Source organism: Yersinia nurmii, assembly GCF_001112925.1.
Classification (GTDB): domain Bacteria; phylum Pseudomonadota; class Gammaproteobacteria; order Enterobacterales; family Enterobacteriaceae; genus Yersinia; species Yersinia nurmii.
Genome location: NZ_CPYD01000014.1, coordinates 49,527 through 66,827, shown reverse-complemented (window position 1 = coordinate 66,827; position 17,301 = coordinate 49,527). Strand labels below are relative to the sequence as shown.

The window sequence follows — 17,301 nt, the reverse complement described above, 5'->3', positions numbered from 1 at the left end:
GGAAGCCCAATGATTACTTTACGCCGGGTTGCGGCGTGTACGGTTGTGAGTTTGTGGTTGGCTGGTTGTACTAATGATGCGTCAACGTCTGCGCCAATATCGACCGTGGGTGGTAAAACATCTGGTTCGATGATGAGTGGCAGTAATGCATCAGGCGATCGCATTGTTTATAACCGTAGTTACAATTCTATCCCTAAAGGGAGTTATAACGGCAGCACCTATACGGTTAAACGGGGGGACACCCTGTTTTATATTGCCTGGATTACTGGTAATGATTTCCGTGATTTAGCGAATAAAAACGGCATTCCCGAGCCTTATAGCTTGAACGTGGGCCAGACAATCCAGTTGGGTAACGGTTCTGGCGGCGGTATGATGGCGGCAACTGACGCTACCTCTAATGGGGTATCAAAACCGCCTTCAAACATCCAAAACACAGCTTCAGCGGTTGATTCTCAATCAACTAACGCGTATTCTGGTAACTCGGGTAAACAGAATGTTGGTAAAATGTTGCCAGCATCAGGGGTCGTTGCATCAACAACAGCGCCTGTTACCGCTCCGGGCACTCCCGTTGGCATCCCTACCAGTAATGGTGGTCCAGTTAGTAGCTGGAAATGGCCAACCGACGGGAAAACCATTGATAGCTTCTCTGCTTCCGAAGGAGGTAATAAAGGGATTGATATCGCTGGTTCGCGTGGGCAGCCTATCTTCGCCACTGCTAATGGGCGGGTAGTGTATGCCGGCAACGCGCTGCGTGGTTACGGTAATCTGATAATCATCAAACATAATGATGACTACCTGAGCGCCTATGCTCATAACGATACAATGCTGGTCCGGGAACAACAAGAAGTGAAGGCGGGACAAAAAATAGCGACTATGGGTAGCACCGGAACCAGTTCAGTTAGATTGCATTTTGAAATTCGTTACAAGGGGAAATCCGTAAACCCGCTGCGTTATCTTCCGCAGCGATAGATTGGGCAGAATACGCTGTATTCTGCTCGCGGTATCACGGGTAGGAGCAGCTTATGAGCCAAAATACGCTGAAAGTTAACGAGTTAAACGAAGATGCAGATTTCGACGAAAACAGTACGGAAACTGAAATTTTTGATGAAAAAGCATTAGTAGAAGATGAACCAACCGAAAGTGAATTAGCAGAAGATGAGCTACTGGCGCAGGGCGTTACCCAACGCGTGCTGGATGCTACGCAGCTCTATCTTGGTGAGATCGGCTATTCACCGCTGCTGACCGCAGAAGAAGAGGTTTATTTTGCCCGACGTGCATTGCGCGGGGATGTGCCATCACGTCGGCGTATGATTGAAAGTAACTTGCGGCTGGTGGTGAAAATCGCCCGTCGTTACAGCAACCGCGGTTTGGCGCTGTTGGATTTGATCGAGGAAGGCAATCTTGGTTTGATTCGCGCAGTGGAAAAATTCGATCCAGAACGTGGTTTCCGTTTCTCTACTTACGCAACCTGGTGGATTCGTCAGACGATTGAACGGGCGATTATGAACCAAACCCGTACCATCCGTTTGCCAATCCATATTGTCAAAGAGCTGAATGTCTATTTGCGCACCGCGCGCGAACTTTCTCATAAATTAGATCACGAACCGAGTGCGGAAGAGATTGCAGAGCAACTCGACAAACCGGTCGATGACGTGAGCCGTATGTTACGCCTGAATGAACGTATCACTTCCGTTGATACACCGTTAGGCGGCGACTCAGAGAAGGCGTTACTGGATATTCTCTCCGACGAAAACGAAAATGGGCCGGAAGATACCACGCAAGATGATGATATGAAACAAAGTATCGTCAAGTGGCTGTTCGAATTGAACGCTAAACAGCGTGAAGTGCTGGCTCGACGTTTTGGTCTGTTAGGCTACGAAGCTGCAACTCTTGAGGATGTAGGTCGGGAAATCGGCTTAACCCGTGAACGTGTTCGTCAAATTCAAGTTGAGGGCTTACGCCGTCTGCGTGAAATCTTGCAAACACAAGGTTTGAGTATTGAAGCACTGTTCCGCGAGTAAAAAGCTTATCGGCAGCCTGAATTAAGGCAATAGATAAGATAGCGAAAACAGATTCAGTATTAGCTAAATCGAAGCAGTGTTACTTCATGATTTATTGAGGATGAAAGTAAATTCTGTTACTGGGTTAAATAAAAACGGTGGACATTTCGTCCACCGTTTTTTTATCGACTGAAACTGACCTTTTAAAAAGACGGTTTCTTATTATCGAATAGCCTAGCCTAAGGCACTGACTAATTCAGCGCCAAAAGAATCGGCTAGGAAAATAACTTTAATCGCAAAAATCCTAACCGATAACGCCATATTACCTTACACCATACTTTTCAGGCGATAGAGCCATTCCAAGGCCTGACGAGGGCTAAGCGTATCGGGGTCTAAGGTTTCCAGTGCCTCCACCGCAGGGGAAACTTCTTCATTCAGCAGAGTCAGCTGGGAGCCATCAATATTGCTTCCCGCCGCATTATTTGACAGTGACTCAAGCTCCCGTAGCTTTTGTCTCGCTCGTTTGATTACTTCACGGGGTACACCGGCTAACGCGGCCACGGCAAGGCCATAACTTTTACTGGCCGCACCATCCTGTACAGTATGCATAAAGGCGATAGTATCTCCATGCTCCATGGCATCCAGATGCACGTTAACCACGCCTTCCATTTTTTCCGGCAAGGTGGTTAATTCGAAATAATGGGTAGCAAAAAGCGTCATTGCTTTGATACGGCTCGCTAGATTTTCAGCGCAGGCCCAGGCCAGAGATAAACCATCGTAAGTTGATGTACCACGACCAATCTCATCCATTAATACCAGGCTTTGTTCTGTTGCATTGTGCAGAATATTGGCCGTCTCGGTCATTTCCACCATAAAGGTAGAGCGGCCAGAGGCCAGATCGTCTGCGGCTCCCACGCGGGTGAAAATACGGTCGACTGGCCCGATAGTCGCCTGTTCGGCAGGAACAAAACTTCCCATATGTGCCAGCAACACGATTAAGGCAGTCTGACGCATATAGGTACTTTTACCTCCCATATTCGGGCCAGTAATGATAAGCATCCGGCGCTGTGGCGAAAGTGATAACGGGTTCGCAATAAAAGGATCTCGAAGCACCTGTTCTACTACGGGATGACGACCTGCAATAATCTTGATGCCCGGTTTTTCGCTGAGCGTTGGGCGCGTATAGTCTAATGTTTCTGCCCGCTCGGCCAGATTGGTCAATACATCAAGCTCAGCCAGTGCGTTAGCACTCAGTTGTAGATCGGATAGATGTGGTAATAATAGATCGAAAATTTCTTCATAAAGGCCTTTTTCAATTGCTAGTGCCTTACCTTTGGAAGTCAGAACTTTATCTTCATATTCTTTAAGTTCTGGAATGATATAGCGTTCCGCATTTTTCAGCGTTTGGCGACGTACATAGTGAATTGGCACCAAATGGCTTTGGCCACGGCTCACCTGAATGAAATAGCCGTGGACACCGTTAAATCCAACTTTGAGCGTATCCAGCCCCAGTTTTTCCCGCTCGCGAATTTCCAGCCGGTCGAGGTAATCGGTCGCTCCATCGGCAAGGCTGCGCCATTCATCTAACTCGGCATTGTAGCCTGATGCGATAACTCCGCCATCTCGTACCAATACAGGCGGAGACTCAACGATAGCGCGTTCTAGCAGATCCAAGAGTGCTTCAAATTTACCTACCTGCGATAGCAGATTCTGAACGTGGGGAACCTCAACGGAACTAAGCAATTGGTGAATTTCAGGCAATTGCTGGAATGCATGGCGCATCCGGGCCAAATCGCGCGGTCGCGCGGTACGTAAAGCCAATCGCGCCAGAATACGTTCTAAATCACCAACCTGTCGCAGTGGCTGCTGTAGTTCCGCAGTGATATTTTGCAAACCACTGATTGCCTGCTGACGATGATTGAGTACATCAATGTCGCGAATAGGCATATGTAACCAGCGTTTTAACATGCGACTGCCCATCGGTGTTACACACTGATCTAAAATTGCTGCGAGAGTATTATCACTTCCACCGGATAAACTTTGAGTCAGTTCCAGATTTCGGCGCGTAGCCGCATCCATAATGATGCCGTCTTGTTGCCGTTCCATCGTTAACCCGCGAATGTGCGGCAATGAGGTGCGTTGAGTATCTTTAACGTATTGCAGTAAACAGCCTGCGGCGCGCAGGGCTTGATGGGCTTGTTCTACGCCAAAACCGATAAGATCGCGGGTGCCAAACTGTAAGTTTAATTGCTGACGGGCGGTATCCAGCTCAAACTCCCACAAAGGTCTGCGGCGTAGCCCGTGCCGCTGTTCAATCAACGACATCTGTTCGAAGGTTTCTGGATACAATAATTCAGCGGGATTGGTTCGCTGTAATTCGGCCGCCATGGTTTCTGCATCCGCGGGTTCGGAAACGCGGAAGCGACCAGAGCTGATATCTAGAGTGGCATAACCAAATCCACGGGCATCCTGCCAGATTGCGGCTAGCAGATTATCCTGGCGCTCATTTAATAAGGCTTCATCACTCACTGTGCCAGGTGTCACAATGCGAACCACTTTACGTTCTACTGGCCCTTTGCTGGTCGCCGGGTCGCCTATTTGCTCACAAATTGCGGCAGACTCTCCCATTTGGACGAGCTTAGCCAGATAGTTTTCAATAGCATGATGAGGAACACCGGCCATTGGAATTGGCTCACCTGCAGAAGCACCACGCTTGGTTAGCGAGATATCTAGCAATTGCGACGCACGTTTTGCATCATCATAGAAAAGTTCATAAAAATCGCCCATACGATAAAAGAGCAGAATTTCAGGATGCTGGGCTTTTAATCGTAGATACTGCTGCATCATGGGGGTGTGAGCGTCGAGTTTGTCGGTATTATTCATGCGTATATATTTCTAATCCATTGAAATTAAAGTTAATTGTGATTTTAATTGTTATCGTTAATTATCACAGTAATCCAGCATAGGTAAATACTACGTGAATGTTGCCTAAGAGCACAGTAGCTCTAATTACGCAGGTGCCGGTAACAGCACATCGGCTCTTGGGACATATTATCCCAGCAACTCGCAAACTGACACGGGTAAAAGCTGGAAGCATCTCGCAAAGTTAGCCTGCAGTGAAAGGAAAACAAGCGTAGTAGTCGTTGTAAGCACCAAGTTGTCTCTATCCCTGATATGTCTGCGGTAAGTGAATTTTACAGATAATCACTTTCTGCCACTCATTCGCAGTGCAGGTAAATTTTAATCATGAATTACCGATCTGCGCTCAATAAGAATTTCATTTTTTTTTGTTGTCGCAGGTAGAAATGTAGAAATATTGTGCAGTGGGCTATGGGATTTTTGTAATACTCATTACATCGATGGAATAAAATAAACAACATAATAACTTATAAGGAATAAATTACAGATTGAATGACATAGAGAAAAGTTTTTTGAAACATGAAATAATGCAGTCATCCGATATCTGTAATTATTCGTTTAAATAAAGTCAAGATTGCGTCACCGTTAGCAATAGCCTATTTATTTTCCTTCCTTCCATCACGTGTTTATCGATCTGTATGGCTACTATTTTATCGCTCATCATAATTAACTCATCATCATGCTCTACTCTGACACTAAATTGAATGTTTTTTTCATTCATTAGAATTTTTTCCGCTATTTTCATACGGAAAGGCTGATTTCTTTTTAATTTTTGAGTGAGGAAAATAAACTCCTGAATGACTCTGTCTGTAGTTTCTTCTGGATTCTTGTTGCTAACGGTGATTGTTATACGTGAATTTTCCGGTATTTCCCGTATTGATGAAGAAACCTCCCCGTCAATAGAAAATGAGGAATTAAAATAATCATTGCTTATACTGCATCCCGTTAGACACAGTAATGTTGCTATAAATAGCGGAACGGATGAATAATGTTTTTTAAAAGTAAAATACATATGTGGCTCATTAAATGCTAATAAAATCGAAGGAGAATAAAATGGCAGCAATGATAAAAAAAGAAGATGCTATTTTTAATTTAACATAGTTGATTATGTTAAGAATCCTTATTTTTGATGGTGCAGTAGGCGTGAATTCTTCTTGTGTGCCGACAAATCTAACGCCAATGCGTGGAAGCGTCATTATTGGGTCTTCATTTTCACCTATCATTACAAATGATTGGCGGAGCTGCTTGATAAGTTTGTAGTAGCTACTATCCGTAACAATGACACCACGTGATTCCCAAATGGTATATAGTATTTCTCTCTTCTCACAGGTTTTTTCCAACAGCATTTGCAAAAGGCGTGATTCATTCTCAGATAATCTTGTTTTTTTTTGATCAGTTGCTAGGCTTCGTTGCAATGTGTCAAACACGATGTTGCCATTCAGTCGTATGGTTTTCCCTTTGTGCATATAATCGTTTCCTTATATCAATTTGTTTTCACAGACTATTCCGATGCTCGTGAATCATTAAACGATATAAATTAGGATAAGTCTAATATTCTTGCTTCACTAAATAGTTATTGTGACTTATCACATGATGATTATGCATAATAGAAATAAATAAAGGAAACTTGGAATATATGAATAAACTTGTAAAGTTAATGAAATGATAGATGAATTAAGGCATTGAGATTATTTTTAATGATAAGATGGTTTGTGAATTGTAATATATATTAATTTACTATAACTATATTTAAGGTGTGTTAGCTAGCACTTGCGATCTTTTTTCTGATAAATCGACATTAGAATATAATCTTTCCATTATGAGCTTGGCATACTTATCCCTAAATTTGGGTGTTTCAGAGTGATAGGCTCCTACCGCTTTCCAGCTATAACCATATCTTTTAAACTTGAGGCTAAGCAAATAAGCTCCGGCCTGAATGTTATCACATGGAGATCTCAACGTATTTTCATTTTCAATAATTCCTGCCGATTGCAGTAATGAAATATTAATTGAATTTATCTGCATCAAGCCAACATCATGGCTGCCATTCGCGTTTTTATTTCTCGCATTTATTTCCCAGGAAGACTCTTGAGAAATAATAGATTCAAGCATAATAGAGGGAACATTCCATTTTTTGGCTGCATGGTTTAGACCAGTAGAATGGGCTGTTCCCACAAAGAAAAATAAATAATATATAAGTGTTGTTAAATTAGAAAATTTCGTCCTCATCATCACTCTCAATGTAACTAAGTTGATTGTTTAATATACTGCTGGTGAACTCTTTAACGGTTTTATTAATAACGGAATCGTTTATTAAAAGTGGGGTGGCAATGTTGGATGATAGCGCCTTATCTTCTTTACTGTCAGTTGACTGTAGTAAAGCATTGGCATGAACTATAATACTAGATTTTGTATTGTTATCATTACCATTGAGATTTTCTGAAATAATTTTATAAGCCTCTTTTAGATTTTTTAAATTATTAATTTTTATATTGTTAACAAGTTCATAAGCAATGTCCTCAGGAAATTTTTTTTCCAATGAGAGAGTGTTGCCTTTGTTAATTCCTACTTCATTGGTATTTTGGTTATTCATTATTAATTTATTCAAATTGTTTGTTATTTTCATTTTCTTCACTCGGGTCGTATGGGGTTGATTTTATCATTTCTTTGATTTTTTTTAAGTTAACAATTCCATTAACATTTAAAATATGTGTTTTTATTGATGGGAATATTTCTTGTAAAAAATCCGGGCGATCTTTATTCGGGTCAAATACTATGATTTCATCACCTAGCTTGAAGATTATATTTTCCTGATTATTTTCGAAAACATATGATTTATTCTTCAAGTTTACAATTATTTTAGCGTAATGTTTTTTGGGGATATGTAGTTCGATATTTGGTGATGATTTTGAAAAACCATGAAAATGCTCAGAAACTAACTCGATAAATCTAGTATCACCGAATATTTCTTGTAGTTTATTTTTCAGCCTCACCTCAATATTAGCTGTATTTTGGTTGTATATTTCTTGATAGAGGCTTATTGCTGAGATGACAGTGTCAATAAATAAAAAAATCCCGCTTTTGAACCCAAAATCATGTGCTTGATTAGTCATATTTTTGACTTCAACTTCAGTTTTAGATAACCTCATTTTTGCTTCTTTCTTTGCGTATTCAATCATACGTACGTGATAAGCATTAGAACTAATATAACTCCTCTTGATAAGTACTTTTTCATTTGATATTTCATTCAAAGGTATTTTTTTTACTTTTAACATGATAACAAACCATTTCTATTAAATTGAATGGGAGCCTGGCACATTGCAATGTGCCCATAATATCTATCACACGTTGGCTAAATACGTGTTCAGCTCTACTTTTTAATGTTGCATCAAAAAAAATAATCGTTTCAACAAGTTGTCGTGCGCCAAAAGCCATTATATGATTGGGTGTGATATGTTTTTCTTTATATTTCTGTAATATGTATTTGAACTTAGGTAGTATATTGTTTCTTAATTCTATATCATCATAAGTTAATAAATATAAATGATGCTTTGTATCAACTCGTAGCGTTCCTAATTTCCAAGCTATATCTTGTAAGTTGCCCCAGGATTCCTTAATCACTCTAGGAATACAGAGTGACAGTTCGCAAGGAATAGGTAGTCGATATTTACTAATTAAATAATTATTCTGGAAAGCCTGAAGATAAATTGGTGATTTTTTATGCTCAATCATTATGTGATCAGGATGAAAGTAGCTTCCTGGTGAAAGTAATATTTTCATATAATCCATTAACCCTCCTGTTATGTGTTAATGTTTTTTGAGGAATCACTGTTTTTTTCCATAAAACGTGTAGACTTGCGAAAGTAAAAGATTATGAAAATAATCAAGCCTATCATTATAATGATAATTAAAATGTAATAATGAATTAAATTATTAGATTTACTATCTAGTGATGCACTACGTTGAATAATCGGACGTTCTACAATAACAACAGAGACATTGTCGTATGAACTGTCTGAAAAACTATTTTTTAAAAAAAGTTTTATTTTAGTCATCAGTCGACTTGGATCTTCATTACCGGCATAAGTCACTAAACAAGATATATTTTGCAACTGAGTAGTTCTGCTATTATTTGATAGGGGATAACTCACATGTACTCTAGCATTGACAACTCCAGGTATGGTTAAAACAGATTGTTCAAGCCGTTGTTCAATCAGTGAAAGTAATCTGGCACGCTCTGCATGAGGTGAGGCAACTAAAGAATCACTGGGGAATGCCTGAATAATCTCTACGGATTCTTTGGAAGGCAAGTTATATTGCTTTAGTAAATCGACTGCCGCAATAAAATCATTTTTAGAAACATGAATGGAGTAACCCAACTTGCCATTTGCCTTTTTTTTACCCTGAATACCGTATTGCTGTAAGGTCGCCAGGACTTCATTACTTTGACGTTGATCTAGCTCGGTTAGTAAATCTTGGCTATCACAGCCAGTCAAAAATAGAGCTATGGCTGCACATAATAAAAACCGGCTTATTCGCATCATTATTGAGATTTTATCGTAGTTTCTACAGCTGAAATACCTTTACGAACCAATGTATTCGCCAGTGATACAACTTCAGCATGTTTTCCCAATCGTATTTGACCGACTCTGATTAACTCTGCGGGATCAGTTATATTTCCATGCTCGATTAAATTAACTATTGCAGCTTTCTCCTGACTGGTTGCGGCAGCTTGCTGGCTGAACAATTTTTTTATTACCCCTTCGATCTGGCCTGCTCCGTCGAAAACAGGTTTACCAATATCAGGGAGCTTATTTTTAAATGAGATTAGACTGGTTAAATGACTCATGTGCAATGCTCTAGTTTATATTATATAGTTCTAAATATTACGAATAATCCCGGATGTAAGGTCGAGAAGTTTCTTGGCAACGTTAGATTGCGCTTGCCTAAGTGCAGAATATTGTCCTAGATACAATGTATAATCTATTAGCTTAATTGGGTTAGAGATATCTTCTATAGCACTTTTCTGCGCGGCCTCGATTTTATTCATTAGATTTTTTGTGGGCTCTGTGAATTTCCCTGCAATATCATAAGCAAAATTGGTTGTTTGACCTGATAGTGGCGTTGTTTTTTCAAAATTCTTAACGGTATAGTTTGGCGTGGATAATGTTGTTGGCATGATTAATCTCTCTTTATCTTCTTAGTAAGAATGTTGTTTAAAGTTCCAATGATTATTCTTAATTTTTATATTTTCATTTATATCATTAATAAATACTCCTTCATATAAATCATCATCACTGAGTGAAATAGAAAACTGGATGTAATTACTCCCCCATTCACTAATGAATTTTTTTACAAAATCCATGGTTGATATTAACTGATTGTCATTAAGATTGGAGCTAACAACCACAATAGGCTTTTTTTCATCTTTTATAACTCTGAATGGTACATTACTTGCTTTCATTCCTCTTATTGCATCATCGAAAATTGCTTTCTTATGATAAACTTTAACATCTATCTCATTAACACAGCTAACTCTAGATTTTATGAGCTCATTTATTTTTTCTACGTCTGATAAGTGATCTGAGCTTTTCAATAACTTAACAATAGGTGAACAAGGATAACTCATATCAATATTTAAGATTGACGATGAAGATGGTGTGATTAAGGACATTAGCTCTGTTTCTAACTCGCTGACTAAAAGTATGTCAACTAAACCAGCATAGTTTGATGTGAGCAATTGCTGAGATACCCAATCGGCATCACGGCGGTTATTGACAATAACTTGATCTTTCCCTCTACCTTCTTCTTGCAGAATAATGGTGAAAGGAATTGATGATTCACCTAAAAATTTTGATATGTTACTTCCAATGATTTTATTCATTTCCGAACTAGAGTTGCTACTGTCAGTCATGACTTTTAATAAAATAAAACCAACAACTAACATTGAAATAAATATGACAATTAGATTCTTAGATACTCCTCTCTTTATGAGGCTTTCATTTTGTTGTGGTAGAGAAGATTCCATTGCGTCTTTTTGTTCTGTCTGATCGAATGATTCATAATTCCATGAGTCATCGACCGATTTAACCAGTATAGGGAACGTATCGGGGAATAAGACTGTTTGCAATTTAACATCGTCAGTCAGTTTAGGCGTGTTATGTTCATTATCTAAATCCTCAAAAATAACTGATAGTTTAGTCTCTGATTGGTCTGCTTCATTGGCATAGGATGAAAAGAAGGTTAACTTATAACTCCCACTATCAATAGGGAAAAAGTAACTGATTAAGTCGTTTTCTTCATCCATCACCACATTATAATCTGTCTCTGTATTCGCAAAGATCAGGCAACCTTTAGATTTAAACAATAATTCAGTGCCAGCCATTCGACCAGAAGCTATTTTTATTATATAAAAATCAGGGTTATTATTCATAGTGACAACGGTTCTATGGGTGTAAAAATCAGTCATTGATGATGAACTGTATTTCTCAAAGAGAATACAACTAAAATAGTTTACTAACATCTTTAAAGTTTGGTTATTATTACCGATTTGAATCTATTACTCATCGGAATCAATCGCACTAATTCTTATGTTTTATTTTGTTGGCATTTTATTTACAAAGGAAGTTTTTTTCCGAATTCTTCCAAAGAATATGATTGTTGACAGTTGTAGAGTATAACCAGATTTAATGATGTGGCGGTGTTTAAATAATCAGATGTTTCTTCCTGTTAAGGTTTTTTATTCATGAGTATAAACATAATTACGGGCAACAATGTGAACGGAGAACTGCCTACTCTTGATTGCATGATTTTCTATGTTAGGCCGATGACGAAAGGGTCTATATTAGAATACCCATCATTTATACGGAAAGAAAATCGTCTGGTATTAGACTCTTCACTCTTAATTGCTCCGAGACTGGAAGACTTAAACCAAGTTTCCGGAGATTGGAACATCGTCGGGATACCTATATTTAGTGCTATTGAAATCTTGGCAACGCTTGATGAAGCTAAATTACAATCAAATAGAGGTAAAAGGCCTCCCGCCGATAGTGAGATCAAATTTGAAGACTCAGTCCCTGTCTGGTGTGACAGAAATCACCCAACCTGGGGTGGTTCTGAAGTGAGTGGTTTACTTATTTCAGAAGTCATGGGAGGTAGAAGTAATTATGTCTCATTATTGAATATCCTGCGTCGATATGAAGCATATGGAATATTCCGTTATCTTATTTCCCAGTCATCTAATGGAGAAAATATAAAAATAGCGCAGTTGAGTAAAAATTATGGATTATCCTCCCCATACTTTAGATTTCTATGTCGCAAAAGTTTTAATTCATCGGCGAAAAAAAAGATGATGAGTTGGCGTATGGCAACCGCGGTCTTACTGCTAATTGAAAGTGATATGTCAATATTGGATGTAGGGTTAGCTTGTGGTTACTGCTCTGCGTCTCATTTTACATTAGATATAAAAAGAAATTTTGGGGTCACTCCATCTGAGATAAGGCACTTGGAGAGTGGTTTATATGAAAATTAATCCATACCTTTTCTCTAAGATATTCATTTTATCTTTATTGATTTCTAGCTATGCATCTCCAGGATTGGGAGAGGTTATTACCGCCACGCCGGTAGACCGGGAAAAAAGTCAGAGTTCATTTATTGCGAATAATATAAAGATCAATAAGGTATTTGACGTCGTTTCATCTAGGATAGAAAAGCCAATTATTCTTAGCAAAATTGCAATGCAAAAAAAAGTGACTGGAAATTTTGATATGTCACAACCGGAGGAAATGTTTAAGTCATTAGCCAGACGGACGGCTCTAATATGGTATGACGACGGAACCAGTATATATGTATATGATAATAGTGAAATTCGTAGTGAACTAATAAACTTGCGTGCAACAAGTTGGAGTGAGTTGCTTAACTATATTAAGACTACTGGGATTTATGATTCTCGATATCCGCTACGTTCAGAGGGTAAAGCAACTGTAGTCTATGTTGCAGGTCCTCCACTTTATGTCGAATTAGTATTAGCGACAGCACGTTACTTGGATGAGCGGATTCAAGTAGAGGAGAAAGCAGGGACTGATGTGACTATTATCCCGTTAAAGCACTCCTCGGTAAAAGACCGTATATTTAGCCAACGTGGTAAAGCCGTAACGATTCCTGGAATGGTCACCGTTATTAATTCATTGTTCAGTAAAAATGCTTTAGGTAACAAAGTTCATGTTATTCCGCGTGAGGATATTTCAAGTCAAGTAGAAGCAGGCTTTCCATTACCACCGGCGGCGCTAGATTTAGCACAAAAAAATTACGGCGCGGTTACTGACACTGGAAGTAGCAACTTTTCCGTAGTTGCTTATCCTGATAGTAATAGTCTATTAGTTACAGGCTCCGCGCAACAAACTCGCTATGTTTATCAATTAGTCAATGCTCTAGATGTTTCACGTCGGCAAGTTGAACTTTCTCTCTGGATTATTGATATATCGAAAAAGAAATTAGATGAAGTGGGCGTCCGTTGGCAGGTTGGTGGCGTAGCCGCTGGCGGGGGCGGCATTGTTTTCAATCAAAGCAATCTGTCAAATAGCGCTAGGTTTCTGGCCCGTATTGATGCAATAAGTCGTACCGGTGATGCACAAATAGTTTCTCGACCTATCGTATTGACGCAGGAAAACGTCCCGGCACTATTTGATAACAGTTCGAGTTTCTATGCTCGGCTGGAAGGTGAAAGGGTTGCAACTCTTGAGCAGGTGACCTACGGCACTATGGTGAGCGTATTACCGCGAATTTCGCATGGAGGGCAGGTTGAAATGGATGTAAATATTGAGGACGGTTCTCCCGATCGAAGCAGTAGTGGGGATGTAGAAAAGATTGGTGGTTTACCTATAGTCAATAGAACTCATATCAGTACTGTTGCTCGAATAGCCAAAGATGGCAGTCTACTTATCGGTGGATATACCCGCGAACAAATAGAAGAAACCGAAGAGAAAATCCCATTACTGGGTAGCATCCCTTATTTAGGGCGACTGTTTAGCTATAGAAGTACTAATCAACAAAAAATGATTAGGGTTTTTCTTATCCAGCCTCGTTTATTAAGTGAGTCAGAGACCTGGGATGGTCGGCAATTTTCAGAAAAAGAGCGCTTGAGCGATAGAATAACAAACAAAAATGAACAGCTACAAGGAACGATAAAATTATTACAGAACTATATGGATAGCCCATGGCCATAACCCCGCTTGGAGGAAACTCACGTTATATCTCGGCGCAACGTGACAAGAATGAGGAAGTTAAAAACACTGCTGATGACAGTGAGAATACGCTACGTGGGCAAGGAATCATCGATAACATTAGCGAATATGCATCCATGGCGATGTTAGCCGCTCAGTTTAATCGGCGTAAGGAATTACGTTCAGCGAGTGATGATAATGCGGTATTTATCGAGAGAATATTAGATGATAACGCTGACGAAAAAGTAAGTCATATTGAAAAAATCATTAATCGTGAGGAAATGACGCCTCCAAAATTACGTTCTTTTCTGGCTCAGTTCTTTCCTGATCCCAGCGACATGTTAATGGCTATTTTTGAGCTCTTACGCCGAAAAAAACTAACCAATAAGATCGTTAGTAATTTAAATAAGTTGAAAAATGCTTTAACCGAAGAAGATACAGAGCGTAGGACTGAGGCGGGTGCTAACGTTGCATTATCGGCAAGGTTGTTTTCGCACTCATTGGATAAGACATCGATTCAATTGCGCGATATATATCGTGACTTTATTTGCTACGATGGCCCAATCATTTATATTTATGAACAATGGGTAAGTGAAATAACGAGTCAGCAGCGAGAAGTCATGTTGCGTTACCTAACACGTTCACTCGCTTGCGATTTGCAATCTATTCCTACAGGAAATATTAACGTTGTAGAGTTTGGTGATCTGTTTCGTAGAATTGGTGGTTTAAGAGAGATTCAATCAGTAGAGATTCTTTTTCTGCAAAAAATAATCAGTACAGAACTCATTAATATAAATAATGATCAGGATTTGTCTAATCTTTTCGTTTCTGGGATCAGGAATATAGATAATTATAAAGTGATATTGGCAAGGTTTTTTTCTGAGAAATTATCATTAGTGACATATGAAACTAAGGCGATTTTTCTACAGTTGTTATTGAGTGGCTTCTCTAGTGTGTCTGTAGAGGTTTTTTTATCGTTAGAGAAAAGGGATAAGCTCATCTATTTAATGAAGGAAGAAATTAGTCAAATAAAATTGCAAGAAGATGCAGTGAAGCGAGTAAATAAATTTAAAAGTAGAGATGAAAATGCATAGACTGTCATGGTTCCTGATTCAACTTAGGAATAAACCTGAGTTAATGGTTCTTTTGGTAATGATGACAGTGATAGCTATGCTGGTCGTTCCTTTGCCAACTTTCTTAATCGATTTTTTGATCGGTTTAAATATAATGATTTCTGTACTTATTTTTATGGGATCATTTTATATTACCAATATTCTCAACTTCAAAACATTTCCCTCTATTTTACTTATCAGTACGTTATTTAGACTAGCGCTCTCGATTAGTACCAGTAGACTGATTCTATTAGAGGCTGATGCCGGAGATATTATTGCTACTTTTGGCAAATTTGTTATTCAAGACAATTTAGTCGTAGGGATAGTCGTCTTTGCCATAGTGACTGTTGTGCAATTTATTGTAATCACCAAAGGTTCAGAGCGCATTGCTGAGGTGGCCGCGAGATTCTCTCTGGATGCTATGCCTGGCAAGCAAATGAGTATTGACGCTGATGCGCGTTCTGGAATTATTGATAACGATCAGGTAAAAATAAGGCGTGGCGATCTAGAACAAGAAAGTCAGTTATTTGGTTCTTTTGATGGTGCGATGAAGTTTATTAAAGGTGATGCTATAGCAGGTATCATCATTATTTTTGTCAATCTTGTTGGGGGGATTTCTGTAGGTGTTGCGCAGATGGGTATGGATATGTCCACAGCGCTCAGTAGTTATACACTTCTGACGATCGGGGATGGTTTGGTTGCACAGATCCCCGCACTGCTTATCTCCATCAGTGCGGGTTTTATTGTTACTAGGGTGAGTGGGAATGATAAAAACCTGGGTGAGAATATTGTTTCAGAACTATTTTATAATGACTTTTCTCTTCTGGTTACCGCAATTATAACTTGTACCATAGGTTTCTTACCTGGATTTCCAACTTTCATATTCATTGTGCTTTCCTGTCTGCTTTTTGCGGTGTATTTTTATCGGTTTTATAAAAATAGTAAAGAAGTTAAATCAGTAAATAAAGTGCCTACGGGGGTTATAGATGCTCCTAATGATGTTACGACCGGCGAGACAACCAGGACTATAGAAAGTATTGATGATTATGTTCCAGAAACTCTGCCTATAATTGTTTCAGTGTCTGTTATTCATCAGAAAGTATTAGAAGATAGAAATTTTTCACTAAAAATAAGAAAAGATATTTTCATAAAGTTCGGATATCGAGTTCCAGATATAGCGATAAATTACTCACCGACCATTGACCCAGAAAAGATAATTATCTTTATCAATGAAATATTTGCTGGTGAATTTAGTATAAAATTTGGTCATTTGAAAATCATTGGCTCAACTGATGAACTGGATATTTTAGGCATAGAGTTATTTGTTATACAAGAAGATAATGGTTCTTCGAGTCAATGGATTGATAGTGAAAACCAGAAAAATGCGACGGCGCTAGGTCTGAATTTTTGTGATGATATAACGGAAATGGTCGGTTGCGTTAGCGGGCTATTATTGCGTCATATCCACGAGTTTTTTGGTATTCAGGAAGCCAAGAATTTATTGGATGATCTGGAAGGAAAATGTCCAGAATTACTGAAAGAATGTTATAGGCATGCCACAGTACAAAAAATTACAGAAGTATTTCAAAGGCTTTTGGCCGAAAAAATATCAATACGAAACATGAAGCTAATTTTGGAATCTTTGGTGCAATGGGCTCCTAAAGAGAAAGATACCCTGATGTTAGTTGAGCATATTCGATGTACGTTAAACCGATATATATCAGATAAGTTCTCTGTTTTAGGCGTAATGAATGTATTAATGCTTGGTTCGGGAGTTGAAGATACTATCAGGCAAGGAATCCGACAATCATCAGGAGGGACATTTTTAAATTTAGAGCCAGATAATGCGGAGAATATAATTCAATCACTTTCGCTGGCAATAAATAATGTAAATATCTCTTTGAGAGATCTGATTGTTCTGGTTCCTGTTGACATTCGTCGTTTCGTTAAAAAAATAGTAGAAGGTCGTTTTCCTGATTTAGAGGTAATCTCCTTTAATGAAATTTCAGAATCTACAAAAATAAATGTAATAAAAACAATATAAATGGA

The 17,301-nt window shown here is 39.0% G+C and carries 17 protein-coding genes; 6 read left to right on the top strand and 11 right to left on the bottom strand.

Annotated features, from left to right (window positions below):
* Positions 1 to 9 precede the first annotated feature (9 nt).
* Positions 10 to 969 (top strand): murein hydrolase activator NlpD, encoded by a 960-nt coding sequence (gene nlpD, locus AD970_RS15915; RefSeq protein WP_049601204.1) that lies wholly within the window; start codon positions 10 to 12, stop codon positions 967 to 969.
* 53 nt (positions 970 to 1,022) lie between these two features.
* A complete protein-coding gene (rpoS, locus tag AD970_RS15910) occupies positions 1,023 to 2,021 on the top strand; it encodes an RNA polymerase sigma factor RpoS (RefSeq protein WP_004875011.1) in 999 nt (332 codons plus the stop codon).
* 306 nt (positions 2,022 to 2,327) lie between these two features.
* On the opposite strand, the gene mutS is transcribed toward rpoS, so the two are convergent.
* The 11 genes from mutS to AD970_RS15855 form a co-directional block, all read right to left on the bottom strand.
* Positions 2,328 to 4,883, bottom strand: coding sequence for a DNA mismatch repair protein MutS (gene mutS, locus AD970_RS15905; RefSeq protein ID WP_049601201.1), 2,556 nt, complete (start codon positions 4,881 to 4,883; stop codon positions 2,328 to 2,330).
* Between the two features lie 604 nt (positions 4,884 to 5,487).
* Positions 5,488 to 5,931, bottom strand: coding sequence for a YbaY family lipoprotein (locus tag AD970_RS15900; protein ID WP_049601198.1), 444 nt, complete (start codon positions 5,929 to 5,931; stop codon positions 5,488 to 5,490).
* Between the two features lie 10 nt (positions 5,932 to 5,941).
* On the bottom strand, positions 5,942 to 6,385 hold the full coding sequence (locus AD970_RS15895) for a winged helix-turn-helix domain-containing protein (protein WP_053215280.1): 444 nt from the start codon (positions 6,383 to 6,385) through the stop codon (positions 5,942 to 5,944).
* Between the two features lie 283 nt (positions 6,386 to 6,668).
* Entirely contained in the window at positions 6,669 to 7,151 is a 483-nt protein-coding gene (locus AD970_RS15890; RefSeq protein ID WP_235786949.1) for a lytic transglycosylase domain-containing protein, read from the bottom strand.
* Positions 7,129 to 7,512 carry a hypothetical protein gene (locus AD970_RS15885; RefSeq protein WP_049601193.1) on the bottom strand — a complete coding sequence of 128 codons (384 nt, stop codon included), beginning with the start codon at positions 7,510 to 7,512 and terminating at the stop codon, positions 7,129 to 7,131. Before AD970_RS15885 ends, AD970_RS15890 begins: the two co-directional genes overlap by 23 nt.
* Positions 7,513 to 7,519: 7 nt before the next feature.
* On the bottom strand, positions 7,520 to 8,194 hold the full coding sequence (locus tag AD970_RS15880) for a hypothetical protein (protein WP_157045555.1): 675 nt from the start codon (positions 8,192 to 8,194) through the stop codon (positions 7,520 to 7,522).
* Positions 8,163 to 8,708, bottom strand: a complete 546-nt coding sequence (locus AD970_RS15875) for a hypothetical protein (protein ID WP_049601187.1) — start codon at positions 8,706 to 8,708, stop codon at positions 8,163 to 8,165. The genes AD970_RS15880 and AD970_RS15875 overlap by 32 nt, the downstream gene beginning before the upstream one ends.
* A gap of 11 nt (positions 8,709 to 8,719) precedes the next feature.
* A complete protein-coding gene (gene sctJ, locus AD970_RS15870) occupies positions 8,720 to 9,463 on the bottom strand; it encodes a type III secretion system inner membrane ring lipoprotein SctJ (RefSeq protein ID WP_049601185.1) in 744 nt (247 codons plus the stop codon).
* Positions 9,463 to 9,768, bottom strand: coding sequence for a type III secretion system inner rod subunit SctI (gene sctI, locus AD970_RS15865; RefSeq protein WP_049601183.1), 306 nt, complete (start codon positions 9,766 to 9,768; stop codon positions 9,463 to 9,465). Before sctI ends, sctJ begins: the two co-directional genes overlap by 1 nt.
* 30 nt (positions 9,769 to 9,798) lie before the next feature.
* Complete coding sequence (locus AD970_RS15860) at positions 9,799 to 10,098, bottom strand: EscF/YscF/HrpA family type III secretion system needle major subunit (RefSeq protein WP_049601181.1); 300 nt, start codon at positions 10,096 to 10,098, stop codon at positions 9,799 to 9,801.
* A gap of 21 nt (positions 10,099 to 10,119) precedes the next feature.
* Positions 10,120 to 11,352, bottom strand: a complete 1,233-nt coding sequence (locus AD970_RS15855; RefSeq protein WP_049601178.1) for a PrgH/EprH family type III secretion apparatus protein — start codon at positions 11,350 to 11,352, stop codon at positions 10,120 to 10,122.
* A 312-nt stretch (positions 11,353 to 11,664) separates the two neighbouring features.
* Between AD970_RS15855 and AD970_RS15850 the strand changes: the two genes are divergently transcribed.
* Genes AD970_RS15850 through AD970_RS15835 form a run of 4 tightly spaced genes read left to right on the top strand, consistent with a single transcriptional unit; the run spans position 11,665 to position 17,296 of the window.
* Positions 11,665 to 12,450, top strand: coding sequence for a helix-turn-helix domain-containing protein (locus AD970_RS15850; RefSeq protein WP_049601175.1), 786 nt, complete (start codon positions 11,665 to 11,667; stop codon positions 12,448 to 12,450).
* On the top strand, positions 12,440 to 14,143 hold the full coding sequence (gene sctC / locus AD970_RS15845) for a type III secretion system outer membrane ring subunit SctC (protein WP_049601173.1): 1,704 nt from the start codon (positions 12,440 to 12,442) through the stop codon (positions 14,141 to 14,143). The genes AD970_RS15850 and sctC overlap by 11 nt, the downstream gene beginning before the upstream one ends.
* Entirely contained in the window at positions 14,134 to 15,234 is a 1,101-nt protein-coding gene (gene sctW, locus AD970_RS15840; protein WP_049601168.1) for a type III secretion system gatekeeper subunit SctW, read from the top strand. Before sctC ends, sctW begins: the two co-directional genes overlap by 10 nt.
* Positions 15,227 to 17,296, top strand: a complete 2,070-nt coding sequence (locus AD970_RS15835) for an EscV/YscV/HrcV family type III secretion system export apparatus protein (RefSeq protein WP_049601166.1) — start codon at positions 15,227 to 15,229, stop codon at positions 17,294 to 17,296. The genes sctW and AD970_RS15835 overlap by 8 nt, the downstream gene beginning before the upstream one ends.
* Positions 17,297 to 17,301: the final 5 nt, after the last annotated feature.

Coding starts and splice junctions, on each gene's coding strand:
- nlpD (WP_049601204.1), top strand. CDS start 10: ATGATTACTTTACGCCGGGTTGCGGCGTGTACGGTTGTGAGTTTGTGG.
- rpoS (WP_004875011.1), top strand. CDS start 1,023: ATGAGCCAAAATACGCTGAAAGTTAACGAGTTAAACGAAGATGCAGAT.
- mutS (WP_049601201.1), bottom strand. CDS start 4,883: ATGAATAATACCGACAAACTCGACGCTCACACCCCCATGATGCAGCAG.
- AD970_RS15900 (WP_049601198.1), bottom strand. CDS start 5,931: ATGTATTTTACTTTTAAAAAACATTATTCATCCGTTCCGCTATTTATA.
- AD970_RS15895 (WP_053215280.1), bottom strand. CDS start 6,385: ATGCACAAAGGGAAAACCATACGACTGAATGGCAACATCGTGTTTGAC.
- AD970_RS15890 (WP_235786949.1), bottom strand. CDS start 7,151: ATGATGAGGACGAAATTTTCTAATTTAACAACACTTATATATTATTTA.
- AD970_RS15885 (WP_049601193.1), bottom strand. CDS start 7,512: ATGAATAACCAAAATACCAATGAAGTAGGAATTAACAAAGGCAACACT.
- AD970_RS15880 (WP_157045555.1), bottom strand. CDS start 8,194: ATGTTAAAAGTAAAAAAAATACCTTTGAATGAAATATCAAATGAAAAA.
- AD970_RS15875 (WP_049601187.1), bottom strand. CDS start 8,708: ATGGATTATATGAAAATATTACTTTCACCAGGAAGCTACTTTCATCCT.
- sctJ (WP_049601185.1), bottom strand. CDS start 9,463: ATGATGCGAATAAGCCGGTTTTTATTATGTGCAGCCATAGCTCTATTT.
- sctI (WP_049601183.1), bottom strand. CDS start 9,768: ATGAGTCATTTAACCAGTCTAATCTCATTTAAAAATAAGCTCCCTGAT.
- AD970_RS15860 (WP_049601181.1), bottom strand. CDS start 10,098: ATGCCAACAACATTATCCACGCCAAACTATACCGTTAAGAATTTTGAA.
- AD970_RS15855 (WP_049601178.1), bottom strand. CDS start 11,352: ATGAATAATAACCCTGATTTTTATATAATAAAAATAGCTTCTGGTCGA.
- AD970_RS15850 (WP_049601175.1), top strand. CDS start 11,665: ATGAGTATAAACATAATTACGGGCAACAATGTGAACGGAGAACTGCCT.
- sctC (WP_049601173.1), top strand. CDS start 12,440: ATGAAAATTAATCCATACCTTTTCTCTAAGATATTCATTTTATCTTTA.
- sctW (WP_049601168.1), top strand. CDS start 14,134: ATGGCCATAACCCCGCTTGGAGGAAACTCACGTTATATCTCGGCGCAA.
- AD970_RS15835 (WP_049601166.1), top strand. CDS start 15,227: ATGCATAGACTGTCATGGTTCCTGATTCAACTTAGGAATAAACCTGAG.